A 22,160-nucleotide genomic window follows, 5' to 3' on the forward strand; every position below is an offset into this window, starting at 1 on the left:
TGAATATGAAATCTTCATTCTATATCCTTTGTCTATTTGCAGTTGGTCTTTTCTCCTGTGAACTGGATAATTATGATGCTCCCACCGCCAGTTTTTCAGGGCAGTTTATTGATGCTCAGACAGGTGCATTGGTAGAGCAGGATTTGATCAATGGAACAGTCATTCAATTGGCGGAGCACGGGTATGATCCGGTAGGATTACAATACCTGGTAGTCAAAAATGACGGCACATTCGAGAACAAGCTTCTTTTCGAAAATACGTATACCGTGCAGCCGGTAAGAGGAAACTTTTATCCGGTTGATGCGCAGGATCTGGAAATCGGATCAGGTACTACCATGGATTTTATGGTAACTCCGTACCTGAGAATTGTCAATCCTCAGATCTCCTACCTAAATGGTAAGGTAACTGCCACCTTTAGTATAGAGCAAACCGGGGCGAGTAATGTTCGCAAGATCGGATTCTTTGCCCATCCGAATTCGGTAGTTGGCCAGCCTGTCCAATCCTTTTCTGTGGAAAATGATATCAATCGGGATGTGTCACCGGATGAAGTCTTTACACTTGAAATGGATGTGGCGGCAAACAGTACAATTTTTGGAAAAGCAGATGATTTCTTTTTCAGAATAGGAGCGATAGCCAATGCGGCTGAATCAAAATATAACTATGTACCAGCGGAGCGAATTACTCTCTAAGCAATGAAAAATTATAACACTATGTTTTTGACCTATTGGCTATCTATAATACTTCTGAGCACCTTCGGGTGCTCAGAATCAACTGAACCTGATTCAACCCCCGATCCTGATCCACCCACAAAACCTACTACTGAAATAGAATACGATGAGACGGGGTTATTGTATACCAATATCGATGGGTTGGTTATGGCTGGTTATCAGGGATGGTTTGCCGCAGAAGGCGATGATTCTAACCGTGGCTGGTATCATTACCAGTCAGGATGTGGGTTTCAGCCTGGTTGTTCTACCATAGATATGTGGGCAGATGTAAGTGAATATGCTAAAACTTACCCAACGGATTTCAAATTTGAAAACGGGGAAACTGCGCATCTTTTTAGCTCTTATGATGCTGAGACTACGGATTTACACTTTAAATGGATGAAGGACTACGGAATTGATGGAGTTTACCTTCAACGTTTTGTCGCTGAAGTAAAAGACTCCAATCCGGCGGGGAAGAGACATTTTGACAAAGTATTGGAGAATGCATTGGCAGCAGCCAAGAAATACGGCAGGGCAGTTTGCATCATGTATGACCTCAGCGGGGCTACAGGTGAGGATGTCAGAGAATTTGTAGAGAAGGACTATTTTGAATTGGTCAATAAGTACAAGCTGTTTGACAATCAGGAGAATCCGACTTATCTGAGAGAAAACGGTAAGCCTCTGGTAGCGGTTTGGGGAGTTGGTTTTAATGACAACAGAAAGTATTCGATAGAGGATGCTTCCATACTTGTCGATCAGTTGAAAGGAACTCAAAACCGGGTTTCCGTAATGCTGGGTGTTCCTTATTGGTGGAGATCCTTAGGGAATGATACAGAGAACAATCCCAAACTACATGAGCTGATCAAAAAATCTGATGTGATCATGCCTTGGGCCGTAGGGAGATATAATTCTACGAACTATGGTGAGGTTTCTTCCCAGACATTAGTGTCTGATTTACAGTGGTGCAACTCAAATAATGTGAAGTATATTCCACTTGTTTTTCCTGGATTTAGCTGGGGAAATATGAATCAGGAAGCAGAATACAATGCTATTCCAAGACTGAAAGGAAACTTCTTTTGGCAGCAAATTAATGGCGCAGTAAAGTCCGGAGCAAAGTCCTTGTACGTAGCCATGTTCGATGAAATTGATGAAGGGACGGCCATTTTTAAGGTGATGCATGAGGGTACAACTCCTTTGAACGCAGATGGCAAATTCATAGGAATTGACCCTGAATTGCAGACAGATCATTATTTATTTCTAACTGGACAAGCGGGAAAGTGGGTTAAAGGAGAAGGGACATTTTCCGCCACACAGCCTAGTAGATAAACTGCAGTTCAGTTTTACTAATGAGTTTAATCACCAATACAATTCAAGAATAATACATGAGTTTTCAGATTAAAACATCCGGGGAACCATATGATGTCATCATTGTTGGTTCCGGAGCAGGAGGAGGTATGGTTTCCAAGGTGCTTTCGGAAGCGGGACTGACAGTAGCTGTGATAGAGGCAGGAGGAGATTTTGACCCTGCAAAGGATGCTGATCGCACCCAACTTCGTCCGCCTTGGGAGTCACCAAGAAGAGGAGCCGCCACCAGAATAAGACCCTTCGGTGATTTCGATGCCGCTATAGGTGGTTGGGATATTGAAGGTGAACCTTATACCCGAAAGAACGGAACCCAATTTGACTGGTTCAGATCCAGAATGGTCGGTGGTCGGACTAACCACTGGGGTAGGATTTCGCTACGATTTGGTCCGAATGATTTCAAAAGGGCAAGCATTGATGGCTTGGGTGATGATTGGCCTATTGGCTATGAAGACGTAAAGCCTTATTACGATAAAGTAGATAAGCTGATAGGAGTTTTTGGCACCAAGGAAGGGATATATAATGAGCCGGATGGCTTTTTTCTACCTCCTCCAAAGCCCAGACTTCATGAGTTATATCTAAAGAAAGGAGCCAATGCTGCTAACGTTCCGATGATTCCAGCCCGGCTATCCATGCTCACCCGTCCTATAAATAATGAACGGGGAGTGTGTTTTTTCTGCAGTCAATGTAACCGAGCCTGTCAGGTATACGCAGATTTTTCGGCGGGAACATGTCTGCTTCATCCCGCCATGAAAAAAGGGAAGGTGGATTTGTTCACCAACTCGATGGTCAGAAAAGTAACTACGAATGATCAGGGAAAAGCGACTGGAGTTTCTTTCGTCAGCAAAGAGGATATGAAAGAGTACAAACTCAAATCAAGGGTAGTTGTTTTGGGTGCTTCAGCTTGTGAGACGAGCAGGATAATGCTAAACTCAAAATCCAAATCCCATCCTGACGGCATAGGTAACAGCTCAGGAGTATTGGGACATTACCTGCATGACTCTACAGGAGCTAGTCGTTCAGGAATTGTTCCATCCCTGATGGGAAGGGAAAGATACAATGAAGATGGTGTAGGAGGAATGCACATGTACACGCCTTGGTGGGGAGATAATAAGAAGTTGGATTTTGCACGAGGTTACCACATTGAATACGGTGGAGGAATGGGACAGCCAGGATATGGGGCTGGTTCAGGAATGGAGTCTATGAGAAAATATATCATAGATGAATTTGGAAAACCAAGTCCAAACGGAGGTTATGGTGAAGGTCTTAAGAAAGATATACATCAACTTTATGGGGCATCGATTGGTATGGCTGGCCGTGGAGAGAGTGTTCCCCGCTTAGACAATTACTGTGAGATTGATCCAGACGTAGTCGATAAATATGGAATACCTGTGCTGCGATTTCATTATAAGTGGACTGATCAGGAGATACTTCAGGCCAAGCATATGCAGAACACTTTTGAAGAAATTCTGACAAATGCCGGTGCTATTCCTTTGGGTAAAAAGCAAGGCCCTGAAACTAATTATGGACTTGAGGCACCGGGTAGAATCATTCATGAAGTGGGAACAGCCAGAATGGGAAATGATCCCAAAACTTCTGTCCTTAACTCCAATTGTCAGACGCATGATTGCGATAACCTATTTGTAGTTGATGCAGGTTCATTTGTTTCGCAGGCTGACAAAAACCCAACCTGGACAATTTTGGCTCTGAGCTGGAGAACTTCAGATTACATCGTCGATCAGTTGAAAAAGAAAAACATTTAAGTGATGAACAGAAGGGAGAATCTAAAATTACTTTTCACAGGATCAATTGGAACTGGTCTGTTCATGACCAGTTGTGAAGCGGATAATACTGAGGTAAAACATCAACCTTTATTAGATGGAGGCACCAGAGGTGGTAGGATACAGGAGGAAATCCGCAGAGACCAGGTTTTGCTAACTGACCGGTTTTTTACTGAGAATGAGATGCAAAAGATTAGGATTCTGGTGGATGTCATTATGCCTAAGGATGCCGATTCTCCGGCAGCTACGGAAATAGGAGTGCCTAATTTCATTGAGTTTATGATGAAGGATCAGCCAGCACATCAAACACCAATGAGAGGTGGATTGATGTGGTTGGATTTTGAATCTGAAGAGAAGTTTGGAAAAGCATTTCTGGACCTCAGCTCAGATCAAGTAATACAGATAATAGATCTCGTAGCTTGGCCGGAAACTGCCTTATCGGAATATGAGGGTGGAGTTCGCTGGTTTAATATGATGAGGAACTTGACCTGTTCCGGGTATTTTTCTACAGAAGCTGGATGGAAATACCTGGATTACAAAGGGAATCAGCCAAATGTCTGGGATGGAGTTCCGCAGGAAGTGATGGATAAACACGGTTTCTCTCTGGAGGAACAATACATCCCACTTTACTTAAAACCTGAGGAGCGTGGTGTAGTTGCACAATGGGATGAGAACGGAAACTTAATTAGTTGATATAATGCATTTTGAAAGTAGCGTACGAAGAGAAGTCTTTGCTATATGCATATTACCCTTGCTATTTTTGGTAGTGAACAAGGTAGAAGCTCAACAAAATCCTAGCAAAAGCTATCATTTTGATTCTGTAGGAATTAGTAAAACTGTTCTTGAAAATTACCTGGATAGAGCTATCACTATGGTTTATCTGTTAACACCGGACAAACCTGAAGGTGGTAGAGAATATTTATATCATGAAGATGATATACGAATGGTCAAAGAGATAGGAGCCAAATTCCTTGGAAGAGCTATTTATAGATGGGGTGGGGAGTCCGTATTGAATTCCCCTGAATATTGGCAGACTGCCCGTTCTATTGCTGCAGACCTTCATCAGTTTGATTCTACTATGGTCATTCAAGGTTGTTTATTTGAAATCGTCACAGGGGGGGTAAATGAAATTTCAATCCCAGCCTGGGTTCTTACCGAATTTGGTTTGCCGGCGACTGCTAGAAATTTTTCTTATCAGGCGATGCTCAATGAAAAACGAGTCTTTGTCGATCATTGGGGAAATGGCAAAAGTGTGCCTGATATCAGCAGGTTAGAGACCAAATTATGGTTTTATTACTTGGCTGGTTCTTATATGCAAATTGGTGCGGAAGCATTTCACCTGGGCCAGGTAGAACTTATTGGAATGAACGATCCACAGCATGAGCATTGGAATGAAATCATAGATAGAATCAGAAAAAAAGCCAAAAGTGCTTCTAGAAGAGGTTGGGTGATCTTGGACGCCCACGTCCCTTACGGAGGATTACTTAAAGATGGTGTCAGTTTAATTGATTTTAATTCCTTCCCACTGCGCATTAAGGAAGTTGTTGGCAGTCCATTAAAAGGTGAACTCGAGCAGGGCTATTTAGATGCGATTTATAACAAAAGTCTAGGTGGTGTTAGCCCTTCTGGCTGGGAAAGTGAGAGCTTACCTTATCTGGTTGAATTTGATAATTATGGAAGTTCGAAAGAAGTTGGGGTTGCTGACACCACTTCACATTTTGTTTGGGGCTATGATGAAATCACCTGGTTCTCTCTTCAATCCGAACAGGAAAGAAATGATTGGTTGCGCTACGCCCAACAATGGATCAAAAGTATCGATGCAAATGGCCATCTACAGATGCCGGGAAATAGAATGATTACCCGTGAAAACGAAAGTAATGGGAGCTATAGAGCTAACCGAATTAGTGAAGCTTGCCTATTTGGATACAACCAAGAGGAGGCTATTCTTAAACTTTGGAGCCAGAATAATTAGGTGAATGAATAAAATATTAAAATAGGAAGTGACTTATTCAGACTTATAAAAGTATGTTTGCCGTGAACCTAGATTTTACGTAAATGTCACGTTCAACGGCTCTTATTGTCCTGTAGTTCCTAACCCAGGATGGAGTATGTGGTGGAATTTTTCTACACAGGTAATTCTGGAAAGCAGGGAGCCACAAGGGATTATCCTTCCACTGGTTATACTGCCAGAAAAAATTATTCTCCCCAATAACGATTATAGAGATAACCGGAGTTTTGCTAGGGCTACAATGAATATAGATTTAGGAGAAGAATTATCCTCTCCTGAATTTCACCAAAGGTCGGTTGTTTTTACAACAGCAGATTGGGAAAACAAAAATTACTGGTATCCAATCCCACAAAGTGAAATTGACAGAAACAAGGAATTAATTCAAAACCCCGGCTACTAAAAAGCGATAGTTAAATTTGCAATTGATTAATGAATTTCCCGAAGTTTTCGAGCATCGGGAAATTTTTATTTTGTACTCTGTAGAAAAGTTGAGAACCTTTATTTTAAATAACGCTTAATAAGTCAGTAAAAATGACTGATTTGAGCTATTATTCTCTTTGTGTAGGGCTTAAGTTAGCTGTTTAACCAGAACGGTTGTTTTTAATATATACCTACATTAAATATATAGTTTGATCTATGAAGTCCGCCTCAAATATATTCTGTACCTGTTGGGTAGTACTAGTTACGATATGCTTTGTTGAGTTTTCCGCCTTAGCTCAGCAGACTAGCAAGCCCAATATTCTTTTAATACTGGTAGATGACCTGAAGCCAAATCTTGGAGCCTTTGGTGACACTCAAGCGATCAGTCCTAATATTGATGCCCTAGCCAATAGTGGTATGCGCATGGAGCAGGCCTATTGCAACCAGGCCGTTTGCGTATCCAGTAGATACAATTTGATCCTTGGATCACGTTCCACAAGCACGGGGTTGTATGATTTTGGTAAGGAATTCAGGGATGTAATTCCTGATGCCGTTACTATGCCTCAATATTTTAAATCTGCAGGATATCACGCTGAGTCTATGGGGAAAGTGTTTCATATTGGACATGGAAACACCAATGATAAGGAATCCTGGTCCGTTCCACACTGGAAAGAAAAGGTCATTGAATACCTGGATCCCAAGAGTACCAATGGTCAGTTGACACGAGAGGAAGCATTCTTTGAAAACACCAGAATGTATATTGAAGATACTCCTGCTAATCATGAATTGCCACGGGGTGCTGCATGGGAAAGTCCAGATGTGAACGACGAAGCATATGCAGATGGCAGGGTAGCTAGACATGCCATAGATCGCTTGAGGGATTTGAAGAATTCAGAACAGCCATTTTTTCTGGCAGTGGGTTTTGCTAGACCGCATTTGCCATTCAGTGTACCAAAGAAATACTGGGATATGTACGATGCGGATGAATTGCCTTTGGCAGAGTTTGAAAAATCCCCTCAAAATGCGCCTGAATTTGCAGTGAAGAGGGGAGGGGAAATCAATCAATTTTTCCCCATTCCGAACCAACAGCATATTTATGAAAAGGACCTTCAAAGAAAATTGGTACATGGCTACTATGCCAGTATAACTTATATGGATGCTCAAGTGGGGAAGGTGCTCAGTGAGTTGGAAAGATTGGGGATGGATGAGAATACAATTGTTGTACTTTGGGGAGACCATGGGTGGCATCTGGGTGATCATGGAATTTGGACCAAGCATACCAACTATGAGCAGGCGAATAGAATTCCTGTGATTTTCAGAGTTCCTGGAGTAACAGAGTCAGGAACTAGTTCCAAGCAGTTTGTAGAGACAGTGGATATATTTCCTACGCTAGCGTCTTTAGCTGGGCTAGCGAGGCCTATTGGTCCTCAACCCATCGATGGGATAGATTTAAGTCCTACGCTAAAAGAAGGAAAGATGCTGAAAAAAGACCATGCCTATCACGCCTATATGCGAGGCGGTTACTTGGGAGAAGCAATTCGTACGGATCGATACAGAATGGTGCGCTGGACTCATCTTCGGGAAGCCGATAAGCCAGTCATTTTTGAATTATATGATTATTCCCGTGATCCACTCGAAACTGAAAACATAGCTGAAAATAATCAGGATTTAATTGACAACCTGGTGGAAAAGCTGGATCAATATCCTAAAGCAATTGGACTGCCCTAAAATAGAGTTTTAGATTATCTATAATAATACTAGAAGTGCTAATTTTCCCTGTTTAACGGGGCATGTCGATTGTTATCGAGTGACCGAATAGGTATAACGAAGAGCCTAACTACTCGTGTTAACCAAAGTTTATAACGCATATCCGATTTACTACCAATAAATCAGATATGCGTTTTAGATTAAAATAGGAAGCAATATTCTTAAAAGTGATTCTAGGCTTCAGTCACAGGTTGCCCTTCATTTTATATGGGAGCGGAATTACTCTATCCAAACTGGTTGGGTAAATGCTCCATTGGCAGCAACATCCCAGACCTCTAGTCTTACCCATTTTTCGCCTTTTAGATTGATTGAAAACTGAAAATCCTTTTTCCCAAACGACTCAGTATCGCTGAGATCTATTTTCTCCCGAGAAACATTTTCTCCGTCTCCTGATATGATCTCCACATAGTTTAGAGGGAAAGTCCAATCTACAGTCACTTTAACTTCCGCTTTTCCGTTTGCTTCTACCTTCAGGATCTCTCCACTACCTTTGCCATTAACTGAGAAAGCAGGCAAAAGAACCTCACCTGTTCCCGAGAAAAATTTACCACTTTGCATTGCTTCCAACACGGGCTGCCATCCATCCTCAAACTTTGGAAGTTTGTCCAGTTGCAAATAATTGATATTCATAGGTCCATAGATTTCATAATCAGGCTCCAGTTTGAATAAATCTGCCTCTGCAATTACATATTTATGATGTCCCCAATTAGCCATGTCATCCATCAGATTCAGAACTCTTCTTCCCATATTTGGGGTGGATAAATCCGCTGGAATCACCTTCCAGGCAGCTCCATTAAAGCGATCAGAGTTGAAAAATGGCTCTTCTTTGTATTTGTCAGGATATCCTGTTGATCCCTTTGTCCTAGCGTGTGCTATCCACGCAAGTCCATTTTCCGCTTCCAAGAGCTGGAGCATTTCTTCTTTACTTCCTATTCGATATACTTTTCCATACTGCTCTGTTTCTTCAACAAAAGGCTTCCCTTCTTCACGAGACATGATCCAGTAGACAGGTTTTGGAAACATATTCATCCAGTGGCCCCCAAAGTGAACATTCGGCTCTTCGCCCGGGATCATCAGGAAATTTCCAGTGGATAGTCTCTCGCTCTCCTTGAACATCAAATCCAATTCCGGCAATCTTCTCGGTCCAGGATCTCTGGGATTACCTGCTAGATGGTATTCTCCCAAATGCATAATATTCACCCCCATACTGCGAAGAGCTTTCACATGACCCGGCACATCCGGCAAAGGTTTATTGGTCAGAATATCGTCCATGTGCTCGGTGTGAAAATGGCTTGCCATGGTCCGAAAACCCTTGAGTGGTTTGTATCGGTCATCATGCGTAAAAGCCTTCACATCATCTAGAACCTGCCCGTCTTTGGAAGCTGATAGCAGGATAAAGAAATTCAATCGTTGCTTTGTTTTGGGTGGAGCATTGAACCAGGGGACGTGACGATTATCGCCCATGAGATCCTGTCGTATTCCTATCCCGTAGCCATCTACCAGATTCCTATAGCCGGTTCCGTGCCATACATATTTTAGGTTATAGGCGTTGTCCAAAGGATAAAAATACTGGTGCGGTGGAGGGAAAATGGCCAGACTTCCTTCTTCTCCTTCAGCAATAATTGTTCGGTATTTGACTGCGAGGTTCTCGCTATTATTTTCTTCAATGCTCGGGGATGATTGTAAATATCCATCCGTATCCGACCAAAAAATCTCATTCCAACTTTTCTTATTGCTGACCAAACCAGCGTCGTAAAGGATTGCTTTGGCGTCATCCTCTGTGCTCATCACAGCTGCCATATTGAGCAGCGGACTCCCATGATAAAGTGTGATTTCTAGCCAACCTTCGAAATTTCCGGCCTTCATCGTATTCACTTGGATAATCGTACGCTTACCATGACTCTTCACGCTGATCGTTTCTTTTTCCAAGCTTACATTGTATGCATCGTAAGGATTATAGGCTGTTCTATCAAAAAATATATCCCAGCCATGTTCCTTACTTAGATCCCGCTGTCCCACTGTAAGTAGAAAGAGTGGATTTAGATCTTTGGCAATATCCTTAATGCCAGCAGCACCATTTAATTGGATGGCGCTGAAAAGTGGATTCTCCGGATTCATGTCGAGTTGTAATATTCCATTTTCCTTAGATCCTATGGGCCAAGAAACAATGATTTTACCATCCTGTTCAGTGACAGATGCACCATTTTCGGAAGAAAAATCAGCTAGATTTAATTTTTGCTGGGAAAAACAAGTCTGGGTGAAGGCAAATAATAGTATGCTTAAGAATAGATATTTTAGTGAGCTCATGGGGTAGTTTCAATGAAATATTGGCGAAGATTGGGACGTAGTGCTAGGTTCGCGACCAGCGATACTTGGCCAGCCACCTGTCCAGATGATTTTATCCAAAAGCAGTACCCTTCGGTTTGTGCCGTTATTTAGTTTTGGTTTTGCTTTTGCCATGCCGTGATACAGCAGCCAATCCTGACCTTCGGAGTCTGTGATGATTTCAGCATTGTGTCCCGGTCCTGCATAGCCATTGCTGCTGGTATTTGTTCCAACTACCAAAGTGCCTGCATCAGCATCTAGTAGATTTTTTCCATCTTGGTCCAAATATGGACCTTCCAGGTTTTTTGATCTTCCTACCAATACTTTGTAGGTGCTGTTTGCACCTTCGCAGCAGGTACCAGCTGATCCAAATAAGTAATAGTACCCATCTTTTTCGTACACATAGGCGGCTTCCAGTTGATTGCCCGCAACCTGGGTTTTCTCACCTGTAGGCTTTTTGCCATCGGGAGTTAATTGAGTTAGGAATAGTCCATGGAAACTTCCCCAGATCAGGTATTTCTTCCCTTCCTTTTCCAAATAAAATGGATCAATTGAATTGGTAACTCCTATTTCCTGTGAATCGAACACTTTCCCCTGATCTACAAATGGTCCTTCGGGACGATCAGCTATAGCTAATCCTACTCCTGGATTGGGATCACCCCAAGTGGAGAAGGAATAATACATGTAAAATTGATCACCTACTTGAGTTACATCAGGAGCCCAGATTCCTCCACGCTCTTTCCAATCAGGCTTTTTGGCCATGGAATTCCCAACAAAATTCCAGGTAACTAGGTCTTTGGATTTGATCACGGGCACCAGGTGGTAGCCTCCTTCTTCTCCCCAATTGTCCTCCGTACCGTAGGCGTAGAATTCGTCGCCAACTTTCACCACCGTAGGATCAGCCAATACGGGTTCGAAAACAGGATTGGTATATATCAGGGTATCAGGTTGAAGTGGATATGTTATATCGTCAAGTTGGCTATCCTTTGTTTGCGTGCAGGAGGTAAAGGCTAGCAACAGGCAAATGGAAATGTACATATGGTGTTTTTTTCTAAACATACTTATAAAAAGCCGGGTCATCCAGAACCCATCTCACTGGCTGGAATCCCCGGCTTATCCATAAGAGGCTTATAGATTTACTTTGACAATTTGCGAAAATATTCTATCCTCTACACCTTCTAATTTTACACCTATGCGGGCGTAGCCATAATTCTGGGTGGGAACTCTATCTGGAACATCGACTTCCAATGTGATGCCTGATAAGTCCTCCAAATCACCCCCTCCTATATTCGTAGTGGCGATGCTCGTTCTGGTGTCCACAAAGGCGGTCTTGCTCACATAAAGGGAGACTTCCTGGATTTCTTTAGCATTTTCATCGGTGATGATTTGGTCCAAGTCAAAAGTTGCCGTCACTTTATTGCTTCCACCGGAAATATCGGTATTGCGGATCATGTAGTAAGGCATTACTTCAATATCCATAGTACGGCTTCCAGTGAGATTCACAGGAATTGTGTCATTGCCCGATTGGTCATTAGTAATCTTTCTAAAAGGTCCCTGGTTATTAGGTATGATCATTTTATACTCCCCTTTGAATAGAAGAGAGGAATATGAACCGTCCTGATCTACCGCAACACCAATATTACCAAGACGCTGCCAGCCAGACTCCCAGAGTTCTATATAGACATCATTATAACTCACACCGATAGGCTCACCTTGATAAACGATTCTGCCATCCAGTTGGAAGCTCGGTTCATCGTAATTGTCATAGCTGCAGGAAGCGAGGGAAGCTGCTATTCCCATCATTCCCAGTATATTTTTGAAATTTAATTTCATGTTCTTTTGAGTTTTGAGGGATAATTATTGGTTAGGATTTCTGACAATCTTCGGATTGTTGTTTCTCACATTGTCTCCAATCAGAGAGTAGTAATTTCCCAATCTGAATCTGTGTGCATTGAAGACAGGAGCAGGAAGAAATTCCTCAAAAATCCATTTTCCATTGTTCGGTGATCCGGGTTCATAATATTTGAATGGCTTCAATCCAAATACCCTTGTACTAACTGCTAAGGCATCTCCGGGATTATTCGTCAGGTCTGTGGTCACACCATTCCATACCCGGTGAGCCAATCTCCAGCGTTTGTTATCCCATAGGATGTGATTTTCAAATGCCAGCTCCACTTTGCGCTCATGTACGATTCGATCAAAATCAATTTCACCTGGAGTCAAGTCCATTGGGAAACCAGCTCTTCTTCGAACCTGATTCATGTATTCAGCGGCTTTTTCCAATTGATCCAATTCAAAAGCGGCCTCAGCAGCATTTAAGAGAATCTCTGCATACCTGAATCTTACCAGCCACACAGCTGATCCAGTTCCTCTTTGACCCGATCCCACAGAAGTATCTACATATTTTCTAAGATAAAAACCATTCTGTGCTGACCACTCCAACTGGTCTATAGGGCCATCAAACCCTACCACTTGGACGGAAGCGGAACTTCCTGGAAGCTGGGCCTGTCCGCCTAGCTGACCCGAAGTGATCACGGAGCCATCTGCTAACTTGTACCCAGCCCAGATATCCACTTCTTTTCCTCTGAAGGAGGATCCAGGAACGATCACCGTTCCTAGTAATCTTGGATCTCTACCGGCGAAAATATCCATTGGCTCATCGTAGTAAATAGGATTTCCGGATGCATCTTTTGTAGGCAACTCTGCGAAAGTATTGTCCAATAATTCGTACGACTGGATGAGATTAAGTGAAGGATTCATCTTCCCTCCGGAGGTGTTTTCCTCCCGAAGAGAGCGAGGAATATTCTCAATAGTAAATCCATGAGTTCTGCCTTGTACCAGGAAGTCCTTGGCCATGATGACCTCATTGTTTGAGTTCTTATTCAGGAAAATATTGGAATAGTTCTCAGATTTATCTGGATCCTGATCATAAAGTTCATAGGTTCCCAATGCCATTACTTCTTCAGAAGCTTTCAGGGCGGCTGTGTAATAAGCATCTGCCATGCTCGCTGGGATTCCTACTTCTCCACCTGGGAGGGACACCTCAGGAGTAATTTGGCCATAGTTTGCGATGGAGCCTGCATATAGGGCAGCTCTGGAAATTAGGGACAAAGCAGCGCCTTTGGTCGCTCTGGATTTTGTACCTCCATCTGGAAGATCGTTTTTCACAGCTTCCATTTCAGCGATTACAAAATCATAAACCTCATGCTCCTTAGCTCTAGCATATTGTAGGTAAGTAGGATCTCCGCTGTAGTCATATTCCAAGGGTTCCAAAATCAAAGGAACTCCGCCCATTCGCTTCACGTGCTCGAAATAGACCATGGCACGAATAAATTTAGCTTCAGCAAGGAATCTGGTTTTGGATTCCGCAGAGATCTCTGTGGCTTCTTCGCACTTTTGGATGAATAGGTTCAGGTCACGGATATAGCCGTAATCCCACATCCCCCAGTCGCCATAGCCATATTCCTGGTTTTGGTGTCTCCAATAATCACCAGCATTGCTGGCGAAAGTCTCATCAAAATTGGCGTATTCCCACCAGTTTTCTAATCCTTGGTAATCAGGAAGTCGATTGTATAAATCGGCAAGCACGGAAAACACCAGATCATCATTTGCCCAAACCTGATCCTCACCCAGAATGTCAGTAGGCTCTCTGTCCAAAAACTCGTCATTGTTACATCCTGCTATTGCCAGAATAATGACTAGGTATATATATCTCAAATTTTTCATTGTTCCTTCTTTCGGGTTTATTAGAATGACACGTTGAATCCTACATTCACCACCTTATTCTGTGGATATTGCAGGCCATTTTCTTCAGCAACTTCAGGATCGATTCCGAACTGGTGCACATTGTCCAGAGCAAACAGGTTGTAGCTGCTCACGAATATTCTGGCTCTATCCATTTTCCATCTGTTCAGCAATTTCTCTGGAAGCGTATAGCCTAACTCCAGTGTCCGCATTCTTAAATACTTCACATTAGTCAGCCACCAAGTGGAGTTTTTGTTGTAATTACTATGTCCGCCGGTATTAAATCTTAGTGGAGGGTTTTTACCTGGGATCCAGTCACTATTGATGTCTAGGATGTCTTCTCTGTGATATCGGTCGTCATACATAGCTGCCAATAAGTTTCCTCCGTTTTGGTATGGCCATCTCATTTCCCAATTCTGGTTGTAAGAGTACATTCCACCACCTGAGAAGTCAGCTGTGAGATCAAATCCTTTGTACTGGAAATTGAAATTAAGGCCGAAGTTCAAGCTTGGAAGAGCCCCGGATTGGTAGCCAATTGGACGCTCATCATAGCCATCGATTTTGCCATCGTTGTTCACATCTTTGTAGATCAGATCACCTGGTAGCAATGTCTTGTTTCCCTGTCCGTCTATGTTAACAGGATAGTCGTTAATAGCTTCGAAGGACTCAAACTGTCCAGTGACTTCATAGCCCCAGAAAATTCCGTTGTAGCGATCCTCGCGGGAGTTTCTGTATTGATCCCAAGAAGAGCTGAATGTAGGATTGTAAGACTCCACAAATTTGCTGCGCGCATAAGAGACATTCCCACCAATTCTAAATACAAAATCGCCAGCTTTGCCATTCCAGTTGATTGCCAATTCCGCACCTGAGTTAGAATCAGTATTCAGATTTTCATCTGTTAATCCATAGCCTAGTTCAAGTGGAAGGAAAATGTCATTTCTTACACCTCTCAGTCCAGTTCTTTTTCTATGGAAATAATCTACTGCACCCGTGATTTTGCCACTACCGAATGAGAAATCAAGTCCTATATCAGCAATGTTTGCTACGTACCATGAAAGATTATCTATAGGTTGGCCAGTATTGGCAGAACCTTGGATATTTTCTCCATCGACGATCACTGTGGATGCACCATACCTATAGCCTGTGAGGTAGTCGAAGGGTCCGATGCCAATATTATCATCTCCAAGTTGACCATAGGATGCTCTGATTTTTAATTCATCCATGTTCAGATTGGAAGAGAAATTATCCATAAATCCTTCTTCGGAGATTCTCCATCCGGCAGATACAGAAGGGAAGAAGCCCCAGCGGTTATCCGGTGAAAACTTCCAGGAAGCATCTGCCCGGCCAGCCAATTCCAATAGGTATTTGCCAGCATAATCATAATTCAGTCGGCCTACGTAACCAATCCTTGCTTCTTCCTGACGCTCATCATTGTAAGTGTCGGTGTCAGCAAACTTGATGATGTCCAGGAAATTATTGGTAGGTACAGCGTGAACGAAGTTGTAAAGTCGGGTGCGCTCAATCCGTTCGTTGAGAAAGAAGGCTGCAAAATTATGTTTCTCACCAAATGTTTTATTGTATGTCAAGGACAACTGCCATACATTCTCCATGATCTTGGTTTGACCCCGATCACGGTATGGATTGTCGTTTCCTCCAGACCTGAAATACTCATCAGTCTCGGGATTGTAGCCATAGACATCATAGGTGTATTCGAAAGTGTTGAAGATATTATCTGCCAAATAGTATGAGTACATTCCCTTGGCAACTAGGTCTGGTACAATTTCATACTCAGCCGTGAAGTTGGTTTGTAGTACCTGCCATTTGTTTTCGTAGAATCCTGTACGGTCATAGTTCAACAGCGCCCAGTTGGTTTCGATGTTGTTTATGTTGGCAGGATAGTCAGGATTGTCATTGGCATACGGACGCTCCGTCGGTCTGTTTCTAAACAGCGCGAATCTTGGTTGCCAGTAATCATCCCCACCTGGTACTCCAGGATTCTCACGGTTTTCTATACGTCCATTGATCTGCATTCCTACCCGGAATTTGCTAGTGATATCAGTGGTGATGTTAGATTGAATGTTTGTTCTGTTGAATTCAAACTCATCTGAGAATACTGACTTCTGATCAAACCGGGTCACGGATAGGTAATAATTGGTTCGTTCTGAGCCACCTGAAACCGAGGCGTTGAAATTACTTTGTGGGGCATTGCCCTGAATAATGAAATCCCTCCAATCAAATGACTTATAACCATATTCAGTACCTTGATTCCATTTTTCCAATTCCTCAGGAGTGATATTCGTACTTCCAAACTGGTTGATGTCCGCGTCTGCTTTTCCCAGCATCCACTCGTAGGCATCCACACCCTCAGGAAATCTGGACCAGTTCTGCAGGCCATAATATCCGTTGATATTGATAGTTGGTGTTTCGCCACGCTTACCTTGTTTGGTTTTTACTACCACTACGCCATTCGCAGCTCGTGATCCATATACAGCGGCGGAGGCATCCTTCAAAATAGTGATGCTTTCTATATCGCCTGGAGCGAGATTGTTAAACTGTCCTTCATCTTTTTGGATTCCATCAATTACAAATAGGGGAGTACCCATATTCCGTATCTGAAGCCAAGCTCCTGCTCCCGGACGACCGTCTGGCTGGCGGAATGCCAAACCTGCCATCTTACCGGCAAGTGCACCCGATACAGTTGCAGATGGAGCCTTGTCAATATCCCTACTGGTAACATTGGCTACTGCTCCTGTGATTGTTTCCTTTTGCTGTTCGCCATAGCCGACGACTATAACTTCATCCAGACTGCCCAGATCACTCGCCAATTGAACTTCAATTTCAGTTTGAGTTCCTACGATGATTTCTTGGGTTTTAAATCCTATAAAGGATGCTCTCAAGGTAGCATTTGCACTTACTAGTGTGATTGCGAATTTCCCGTCCAAATCAGTGACGGTTCCGTTGGTTGTACCTTTTTCCAGTATACTGACCCCAGGAAGTGGTTCACCTGAGGACTCTTCCAGGATTGTTCCCCGGACTGTGGTTCCAGTCTGTGCTATCAGCGATTGAATCGCCAACATTCCGATCAGGAGCAGCAGACTGGATTTCATGAGAAGAAGTCTTTTCATAAATAATCATTTTGGGTTGAAAATTTTAAATAAATAGGTGTTCGGTATAGGCAGTTTTTTCCCCTGAAGCCTTCAAAAGGCTTAATTCAACAGAAAGAAAGTATAGGTAAATACCGAGCTAGTCTATTCTGACTAGAAGGTGCGCCCGAGGGTCAGGCTAGGTGGGAGTTGGTGTTTTTTGCATAGGGTTTATTGAGGGTTTTTGTAAATAAATCGTTTACGGAAAGAAGAATTTTTATAAAGGAAAATGTCTCCTTTGCCGATAGTATAAATGTAATTTTTCCTAAAAGGAACCTATATCAATAAAGCTTCAAAAAATGTAAGATTTACCGCCTAAAACTTATGTTTGTGTTTGGTTAAGTCTGATTTTTTAGAATAAAATTCTGTTTAATCTAAATTTTATATTTGTATATCATATAAAAATCCGTTTGATATTCAATAACAGAGGATTTGTTTGGTGCAAAGCCTCTTTTTTGATTTACGCTTCTCAATCGATTGCGAAAGGCGAAATCGATTCCGATTGATTTGTAACTTTTCAGTCAGCAAATGATAAATATTCTCCAATTCTAGTTCTGAGAGTGTAAATTTTGAAATCTACAGGAGTTAGCTAAGTGGATTTTGATAATTTCAGAGCTACAACCCAAAATCCTATGACCTTGACCAAAAGTTTACTGGCAGGTTTGCTAAGCCTTAGTTTCATTCTTACACTCGCCAATTTAAGTTTCGCTCAGGAAAAGCGCTACTACTTTAGGCATTATGACGTGACATCAGGTCTCACGGATAATTCTGTCTTTTCAATTTTTCAGGACAGTCAGGGATTTATGTGGTTTGGTACCAAAGATGGCCTCACACGCTTTGATGGAAATAGCTGGAAAAATTACAATTCAGACAGCAAAGGTCCAGTCGAAAATAGGCTCGGGAATAACTTTGTTTATTTCATTACAGAAAGTCAGGATAGTACACTCTGGGTAGGTACAGCTGAGGGACTTTATTTATTTGATAGGAAAAAGGAAACATTCAGGCATTTCACCGAGACTACGGTAGATGGTCATTCCATAGGAGGGACCATTTCTTCCATAGCAAAGGATCAAGCAGGAAATATGTGGATAGCAAGTTACATTGGCTTGTTTCGCTACGATACAGAGCAGGGAAAGCTGGAACTTTTTGCACACGATCCTGAAGTATCAGGTAGCATTCCCCAGGGAAATGTCAATACCGTGAAAATTGATGAGCGCAATGAAATTTGGGCTGCCATTACAGGAAGAGGTGTGGTCAGGTATGTACCCTCATCATCCTCCTTCGTCCATTTTATTGATGAGGAAAATAAGTTGGCCCAAGAAATCGTGCAGGGACTGCAGGATTGGGGGGAATTTATGATTATAGCCACAAAAAATGCCGGAATTAAAAAGCTTGAAAAAAGCACGGGGATCATCACTGACTTACTTTCAAAGGATGAAAATGGGAATCCGCTTTTCGTACGGGAATTGTTTCCTATTAGTAAAAATGAGCTGGCAATAGGAACAGAATCGGGACTTTTTATTTATGATTTTGTCAAGAAAAGCTATCAGCATATTCAGGAAAACCACAATGATCCCAATGCACTTTCAAATAATGCTATCTATTCTATTTGGAAAGATATGGAAGGGGGATTGTGGGTAGGAACCTATTTTGGAGGAGTGAATTACCTGCCAAATCAGCCTACAAAGTTTGATATGTACTACCCGATTGCCGACAAAAACACAATAACAGGGAAGCGGGTACGGGAGATTATAGGTGCTCCGGACGGTAAACTATGGATAGGGACGGAAGATGCCGGACTTAATTTATTCAATCCAAAAACAGATCACTTTCAGCATTTCCCGGTTGGAAAGTCTACTAGGGAGTTTTCCTATCACAATATTCACGGACTCGCACAGCGGGGAGATGAGCTCTGGGCTGGCACCTTTAGTCAAGGATTGAATGTGTTAAACACCAAAACAGGGGTGATTAGGAAATATTCCTCCAAAACGCCAAATGCAGGACTCCACTCCGATGATTTCTTTGCAATCCTGATTGACCATAATGATAAGATTTGGGTAGGAAGTACTGCGGGGCTGTTCCTGTATGAGGATGAAAAAGATCATTTTCAGCACATTCCTGAAATGGAGTATATCTTCATTTATGATATGCTTGAAGATCAAAATGGAATCATCTGGTTGGCTACCTATAATAATGGCTTGATTAGTTTTGACCCCGTTTCCAAAGAAAAAAGGTCTTTTCTTCCTGAATCAGACAATCCAAACAGTCTTCTTCACCATTCTGTTGTCGATGTTTTTTTGGATGATAAACAACAACTATGGGTAGCTACTTCAGGAGGAGGTTTTGCTAGATATGACAGTGAAAATGATTCCTTTATCTCCTATACTCTTGCTAAAGGCTTTCCTACAAATAATTACTATGATATTGTGGAGGATGACCAGGGTTTGCTCTGGATTACCTCAAATAAAGGACTGCTCAGATTTGATCCTGAAAATGAAACATATCAACTGTTTGATAGGGGAAATGGCTTGATGGTTAGTGGATTCAACTATCAGTCCGGGTATAAATCCAGCGATGGGACCCTTTATTTTGGAAGCCTGGACGGTTTCATAGCTTTTAATCCCAGTCAGTTTGAGAACTACAATTACCAGCCTCCCTTAGTTTTTACCGGTATTGAGCTTTTTAATCAGGAAATACCCATCACTGATCAGGATGGGATTTTGCAGAAAGCCATTACTTACACGGACAAGATTACGCTTGAAGCTGATCAGAATTCATTGAGTTTTGACATTGCTTCTTTGGGCTATACCAAAGCCGTAAATCAGAATATTCGCTATAGAATGGCCGGCTTCGAAAAAGAATGGCAGAACCTCAATGATGCCAACAAGATCTTTTATTCCTATTTGCCTCCAGGAGAATACGAGTTGATAGTACAATCCAACATTGAGACAGAAGGTGCAAAGAATCAGGAAGCAAGGTTAAAGATCGAAATTCTTCCTCCTTTTTATAAGACATCTCTTGCCTATGCATTTTATCTGATACTTATCGTTCTAATTGCCTATTGGCTTATTACCATTTATAAAAACCGGGTCAACAATAGGCATCAGGTGCAGATTAACCTGCTTGAAGCCGAAAAAGAGAGAGAGATCTACGAGGCTAAAATTGAGTTTTTTACCAATATTACCCATGAGATTAGAACTCCACTGACGCTGATAAAAGGCCCTTTGGAGGATATTCTGAGCAAGGACCGCAATTGTGACGCAGAGGTGAAAAATGATTTGCTGATCATAGAGAAAAACACCAATCGACTGATTGATCTCAGCAACCAACTGCTTGATTTCCGCAAAACCGAGCAGCGTGGATTTAAGTTAAGTTTCCTCAAAACTGAAATTTGCGGAATCCTGGATGAACTCTACGTCCGGTTCAAAGTTACCGCTTCTCAGTCCGGCTTGAATTTTACACTCGAAAAGTCCACCCCAACACTTTTCGCAGATGTGGACAAGGAGGCCGTCATTAAGATCCTCAGCAACTTGCTGATCAATGCCCTAAAAAATGCAGAGAGCATGATTCATATTCGTATGGACTATGATCCTGCCCATCCTTCTGTTTTCCATATAGAAATATCGAATGACGGTGATCTTATCCCCAAGGAAATGGCAGGGAAAATCTTTGAGCCCTTTTTCCAAATCGGAGATACGAATGCCTCGAAAGCTAAGCAAGGGACGGGTTTGGGATTGCCGCTGGCAAAATCTCTAGCAGAAATGCACCATGGAATTCTTTCCATGGACGATGATAAGGTATTGAACAGGTTTGTTCTTCAGCTTCCAATCAAACAAAAGGAAGCAATACATTTGGATGAAGAGAATGACTTGAGTACCGAAGTGAAAATCATTCAGGAGGAAGCTGAGCCTGAAGTTAAGCCAGTTAAAACCAAGAAAAAAGGTAGTCTTCCAGCCATACTATTGGTAGAGGATAATAAGGAATTGCTTCAGTTTTTAGGAGAAAAGCTCAAAGGAAAATATGTAATCCATAAAGCGGCAAATGGACTTTTGGCGCTGGAAGTGTTGAAAAAAGAGCCTATTGATTTAGTTATTTCCGACGTAATGATGCCGGAAATGGACGGTTACAAACTCTGTGAACATATCAAGTCAGATTTGGCCACCAGCCATATTCCTGTCGTGCTTCTCACCGCAAAAAACAACATTAATGCAAAAATCACCGGGTTGGAAATGGGAGCTGACGTGTATCTGGAGAAGCCATTTTCCCTGGAATTTCTTTACCTACAGATCAAAAATCTCCTGAAGCATAGGGATGAGATTAAGAAAGCTTTTGCCAGCCTTCCTTTGGTGAATTCGGATACAATCGCCCATTCCAAAGCAGATGAGGAGTTTTTGAAGAAGATCAATGAGGCCATTTTGGCCAATATTGAGAATGAGCTTTTTGGCGTATCCGAACTGGCAGATCAGCTTCATATGAGTCAGTCGAGTTTGCTGCGCAAAATCAAAGGAATCTCAGAATTGACTCCGAATGGTTACATCCGCCTGGTAAGACTTAAAAAATCTGCAGAATTGTTGGGAGATGGACTGCACAGTATAGCCGAAATAAGCGAGATGGTGGGCTTCAACAGTCCTTCATACTTTACGAAATGTTTCCAAAAACATTTCGGGGAGCTTCCAAAGGATTTTGTGAAAAAGCCTGATGTAATTTAACAGAAAACGATGCTGAAGAACTTTGTTTTTCTCAGGAATTCTTTTCCGGTTTTAGGAGAGAATGTGAAGTTTCCTTAAGATTTGAAAGTTTACCGTAGGTTTTTTGGGTAAATCACTCCTAAAATTCAGGTTACTTGAAAATCAGTCTATTACAAATTCGCCTAAATCCCAAAAAGAAGGGAATTTGCTATTTT

The 22,160-nt window shown here is 42.2% G+C and carries 13 protein-coding genes; 8 read left to right on the forward strand and 5 right to left on the reverse strand.

Annotated elements, in window-relative coordinates:
- Positions 1-5: 5 nt before the first annotated feature.
- The 7 genes from AACZ87_RS01865 (at position 6) to AACZ87_RS01895 (ending at position 8,006) form a co-directional block, all read left to right on the forward strand.
- The gene (locus AACZ87_RS01865) at positions 6-689 is read left to right on the forward strand and encodes a DUF3823 domain-containing protein (RefSeq protein ID WP_339864288.1); all 684 of its coding nucleotides are present in this window, start codon (positions 6-8) and stop codon (positions 687-689) included.
- A gap of 3 nt (positions 690-692) precedes the next feature.
- Positions 693-2,033 (forward strand): glycoside hydrolase family 71/99-like protein, encoded by a 1,341-nt coding sequence (locus tag AACZ87_RS01870; protein WP_339864290.1) that lies wholly within the window; start codon positions 693-695, stop codon positions 2,031-2,033.
- 56 nt (positions 2,034-2,089) lie between these two features.
- Complete coding sequence (locus tag AACZ87_RS01875; protein WP_339864292.1) at positions 2,090-3,832, forward strand: GMC family oxidoreductase; 1,743 nt, start codon at positions 2,090-2,092, stop codon at positions 3,830-3,832.
- A 3-nt stretch (positions 3,833-3,835) separates the two neighbouring features.
- Positions 3,836-4,543 carry a gluconate 2-dehydrogenase subunit 3 family protein gene (locus tag AACZ87_RS01880; protein WP_339864293.1) on the forward strand — a complete coding sequence of 236 codons (708 nt, stop codon included), beginning with the start codon at positions 3,836-3,838 and terminating at the stop codon, positions 4,541-4,543.
- Positions 4,544-4,547: 4 nt separating this feature from the next.
- A complete protein-coding gene (locus AACZ87_RS01885; RefSeq protein WP_339864294.1) occupies positions 4,548-5,822 on the forward strand; it encodes a hypothetical protein in 1,275 nt (424 codons plus the stop codon).
- A 136-nt stretch (positions 5,823-5,958) separates the two neighbouring features.
- The gene (locus tag AACZ87_RS01890) at positions 5,959-6,258 is read left to right on the forward strand and encodes a RagB/SusD family nutrient uptake outer membrane protein (RefSeq protein ID WP_339864296.1); all 300 of its coding nucleotides are present in this window, start codon (positions 5,959-5,961) and stop codon (positions 6,256-6,258) included.
- A gap of 236 nt (positions 6,259-6,494) precedes the next feature.
- Positions 6,495-8,006, forward strand: a complete 1,512-nt coding sequence (locus AACZ87_RS01895; RefSeq protein ID WP_339864298.1) for a sulfatase — start codon at positions 6,495-6,497, stop codon at positions 8,004-8,006.
- A 258-nt stretch (positions 8,007-8,264) separates the two neighbouring features.
- On the opposite strand, the gene AACZ87_RS01900 is transcribed toward AACZ87_RS01895, so the two are convergent.
- The 5 genes from AACZ87_RS01900 to AACZ87_RS01920 form a co-directional block, all read right to left on the reverse strand.
- Entirely contained in the window at positions 8,265-10,352 is a 2,088-nt protein-coding gene (locus AACZ87_RS01900) for a hypothetical protein (protein WP_339864300.1), read from the reverse strand.
- Positions 10,353-10,361: 9 nt separating this feature from the next.
- The gene (locus tag AACZ87_RS01905; protein ID WP_339864301.1) at positions 10,362-11,408 is read right to left on the reverse strand and encodes a family 43 glycosylhydrolase; all 1,047 of its coding nucleotides are present in this window, start codon (positions 11,406-11,408) and stop codon (positions 10,362-10,364) included.
- A 90-nt stretch (positions 11,409-11,498) separates the two neighbouring features.
- Complete coding sequence (locus AACZ87_RS01910; RefSeq protein ID WP_339864303.1) at positions 11,499-12,203, reverse strand: DUF3823 domain-containing protein; 705 nt, start codon at positions 12,201-12,203, stop codon at positions 11,499-11,501.
- A gap of 24 nt (positions 12,204-12,227) precedes the next feature.
- Positions 12,228-14,096, reverse strand: coding sequence for a RagB/SusD family nutrient uptake outer membrane protein (locus tag AACZ87_RS01915; RefSeq protein WP_339864305.1), 1,869 nt, complete (start codon positions 14,094-14,096; stop codon positions 12,228-12,230).
- Between the two features lie 20 nt (positions 14,097-14,116).
- Positions 14,117-17,239, reverse strand: a complete 3,123-nt coding sequence (locus AACZ87_RS01920) for a TonB-dependent receptor (RefSeq protein ID WP_339864307.1) — start codon at positions 17,237-17,239, stop codon at positions 14,117-14,119.
- 650 nt (positions 17,240-17,889) lie between these two features.
- Between AACZ87_RS01920 and AACZ87_RS01925 the strand changes: the two genes are divergently transcribed.
- Entirely contained in the window at positions 17,890-21,966 is a 4,077-nt protein-coding gene (locus AACZ87_RS01925) for a two-component regulator propeller domain-containing protein (protein ID WP_339864309.1), read from the forward strand.
- Positions 21,967-22,160: the final 194 nt, after the last annotated feature.

Origin of the sequence: uncultured Algoriphagus sp., from assembly GCF_963974365.1 — a bacterium.
Classification (GTDB): domain Bacteria; phylum Bacteroidota; class Bacteroidia; order Cytophagales; family Cyclobacteriaceae; genus Algoriphagus.

Bases quoted from the DNA above. Each gene is read 5' to 3' on its own strand.
- AACZ87_RS01870 (WP_339864290.1), top strand. From the start codon at position 693: ATGAAAAATTATAACACTATGTTTTTGACCTATTGGCTATCTATAATA.
- AACZ87_RS01900 (WP_339864300.1), bottom strand. From the start codon at position 10,352: ATGAGCTCACTAAAATATCTATTCTTAAGCATACTATTATTTGCCTTC.
- AACZ87_RS01885 (WP_339864294.1), top strand. From the start codon at position 4,548: ATGCATTTTGAAAGTAGCGTACGAAGAGAAGTCTTTGCTATATGCATA.
- AACZ87_RS01910 (WP_339864303.1), bottom strand. From the start codon at position 12,203: ATGAAATTAAATTTCAAAAATATACTGGGAATGATGGGAATAGCAGCT.
- AACZ87_RS01880 (WP_339864293.1), top strand. From the start codon at position 3,836: ATGAACAGAAGGGAGAATCTAAAATTACTTTTCACAGGATCAATTGGA.
- AACZ87_RS01915 (WP_339864305.1), bottom strand. From the start codon at position 14,096: ATGAAAAATTTGAGATATATATACCTAGTCATTATTCTGGCAATAGCA.
- AACZ87_RS01905 (WP_339864301.1), bottom strand. From the start codon at position 11,408: ATGTACATTTCCATTTGCCTGTTGCTAGCCTTTACCTCCTGCACGCAA.
- AACZ87_RS01895 (WP_339864298.1), top strand. From the start codon at position 6,495: ATGAAGTCCGCCTCAAATATATTCTGTACCTGTTGGGTAGTACTAGTT.
- AACZ87_RS01875 (WP_339864292.1), top strand. From the start codon at position 2,090: ATGAGTTTTCAGATTAAAACATCCGGGGAACCATATGATGTCATCATT.
- AACZ87_RS01890 (WP_339864296.1), top strand. From the start codon at position 5,959: ATGTGGTGGAATTTTTCTACACAGGTAATTCTGGAAAGCAGGGAGCCA.
- AACZ87_RS01865 (WP_339864288.1), top strand. From the start codon at position 6: ATGAAATCTTCATTCTATATCCTTTGTCTATTTGCAGTTGGTCTTTTC.
- AACZ87_RS01920 (WP_339864307.1), bottom strand. From the start codon at position 17,239: ATGAAAAGACTTCTTCTCATGAAATCCAGTCTGCTGCTCCTGATCGGA.
- AACZ87_RS01925 (WP_339864309.1), top strand. From the start codon at position 17,890: ATGACCTTGACCAAAAGTTTACTGGCAGGTTTGCTAAGCCTTAGTTTC.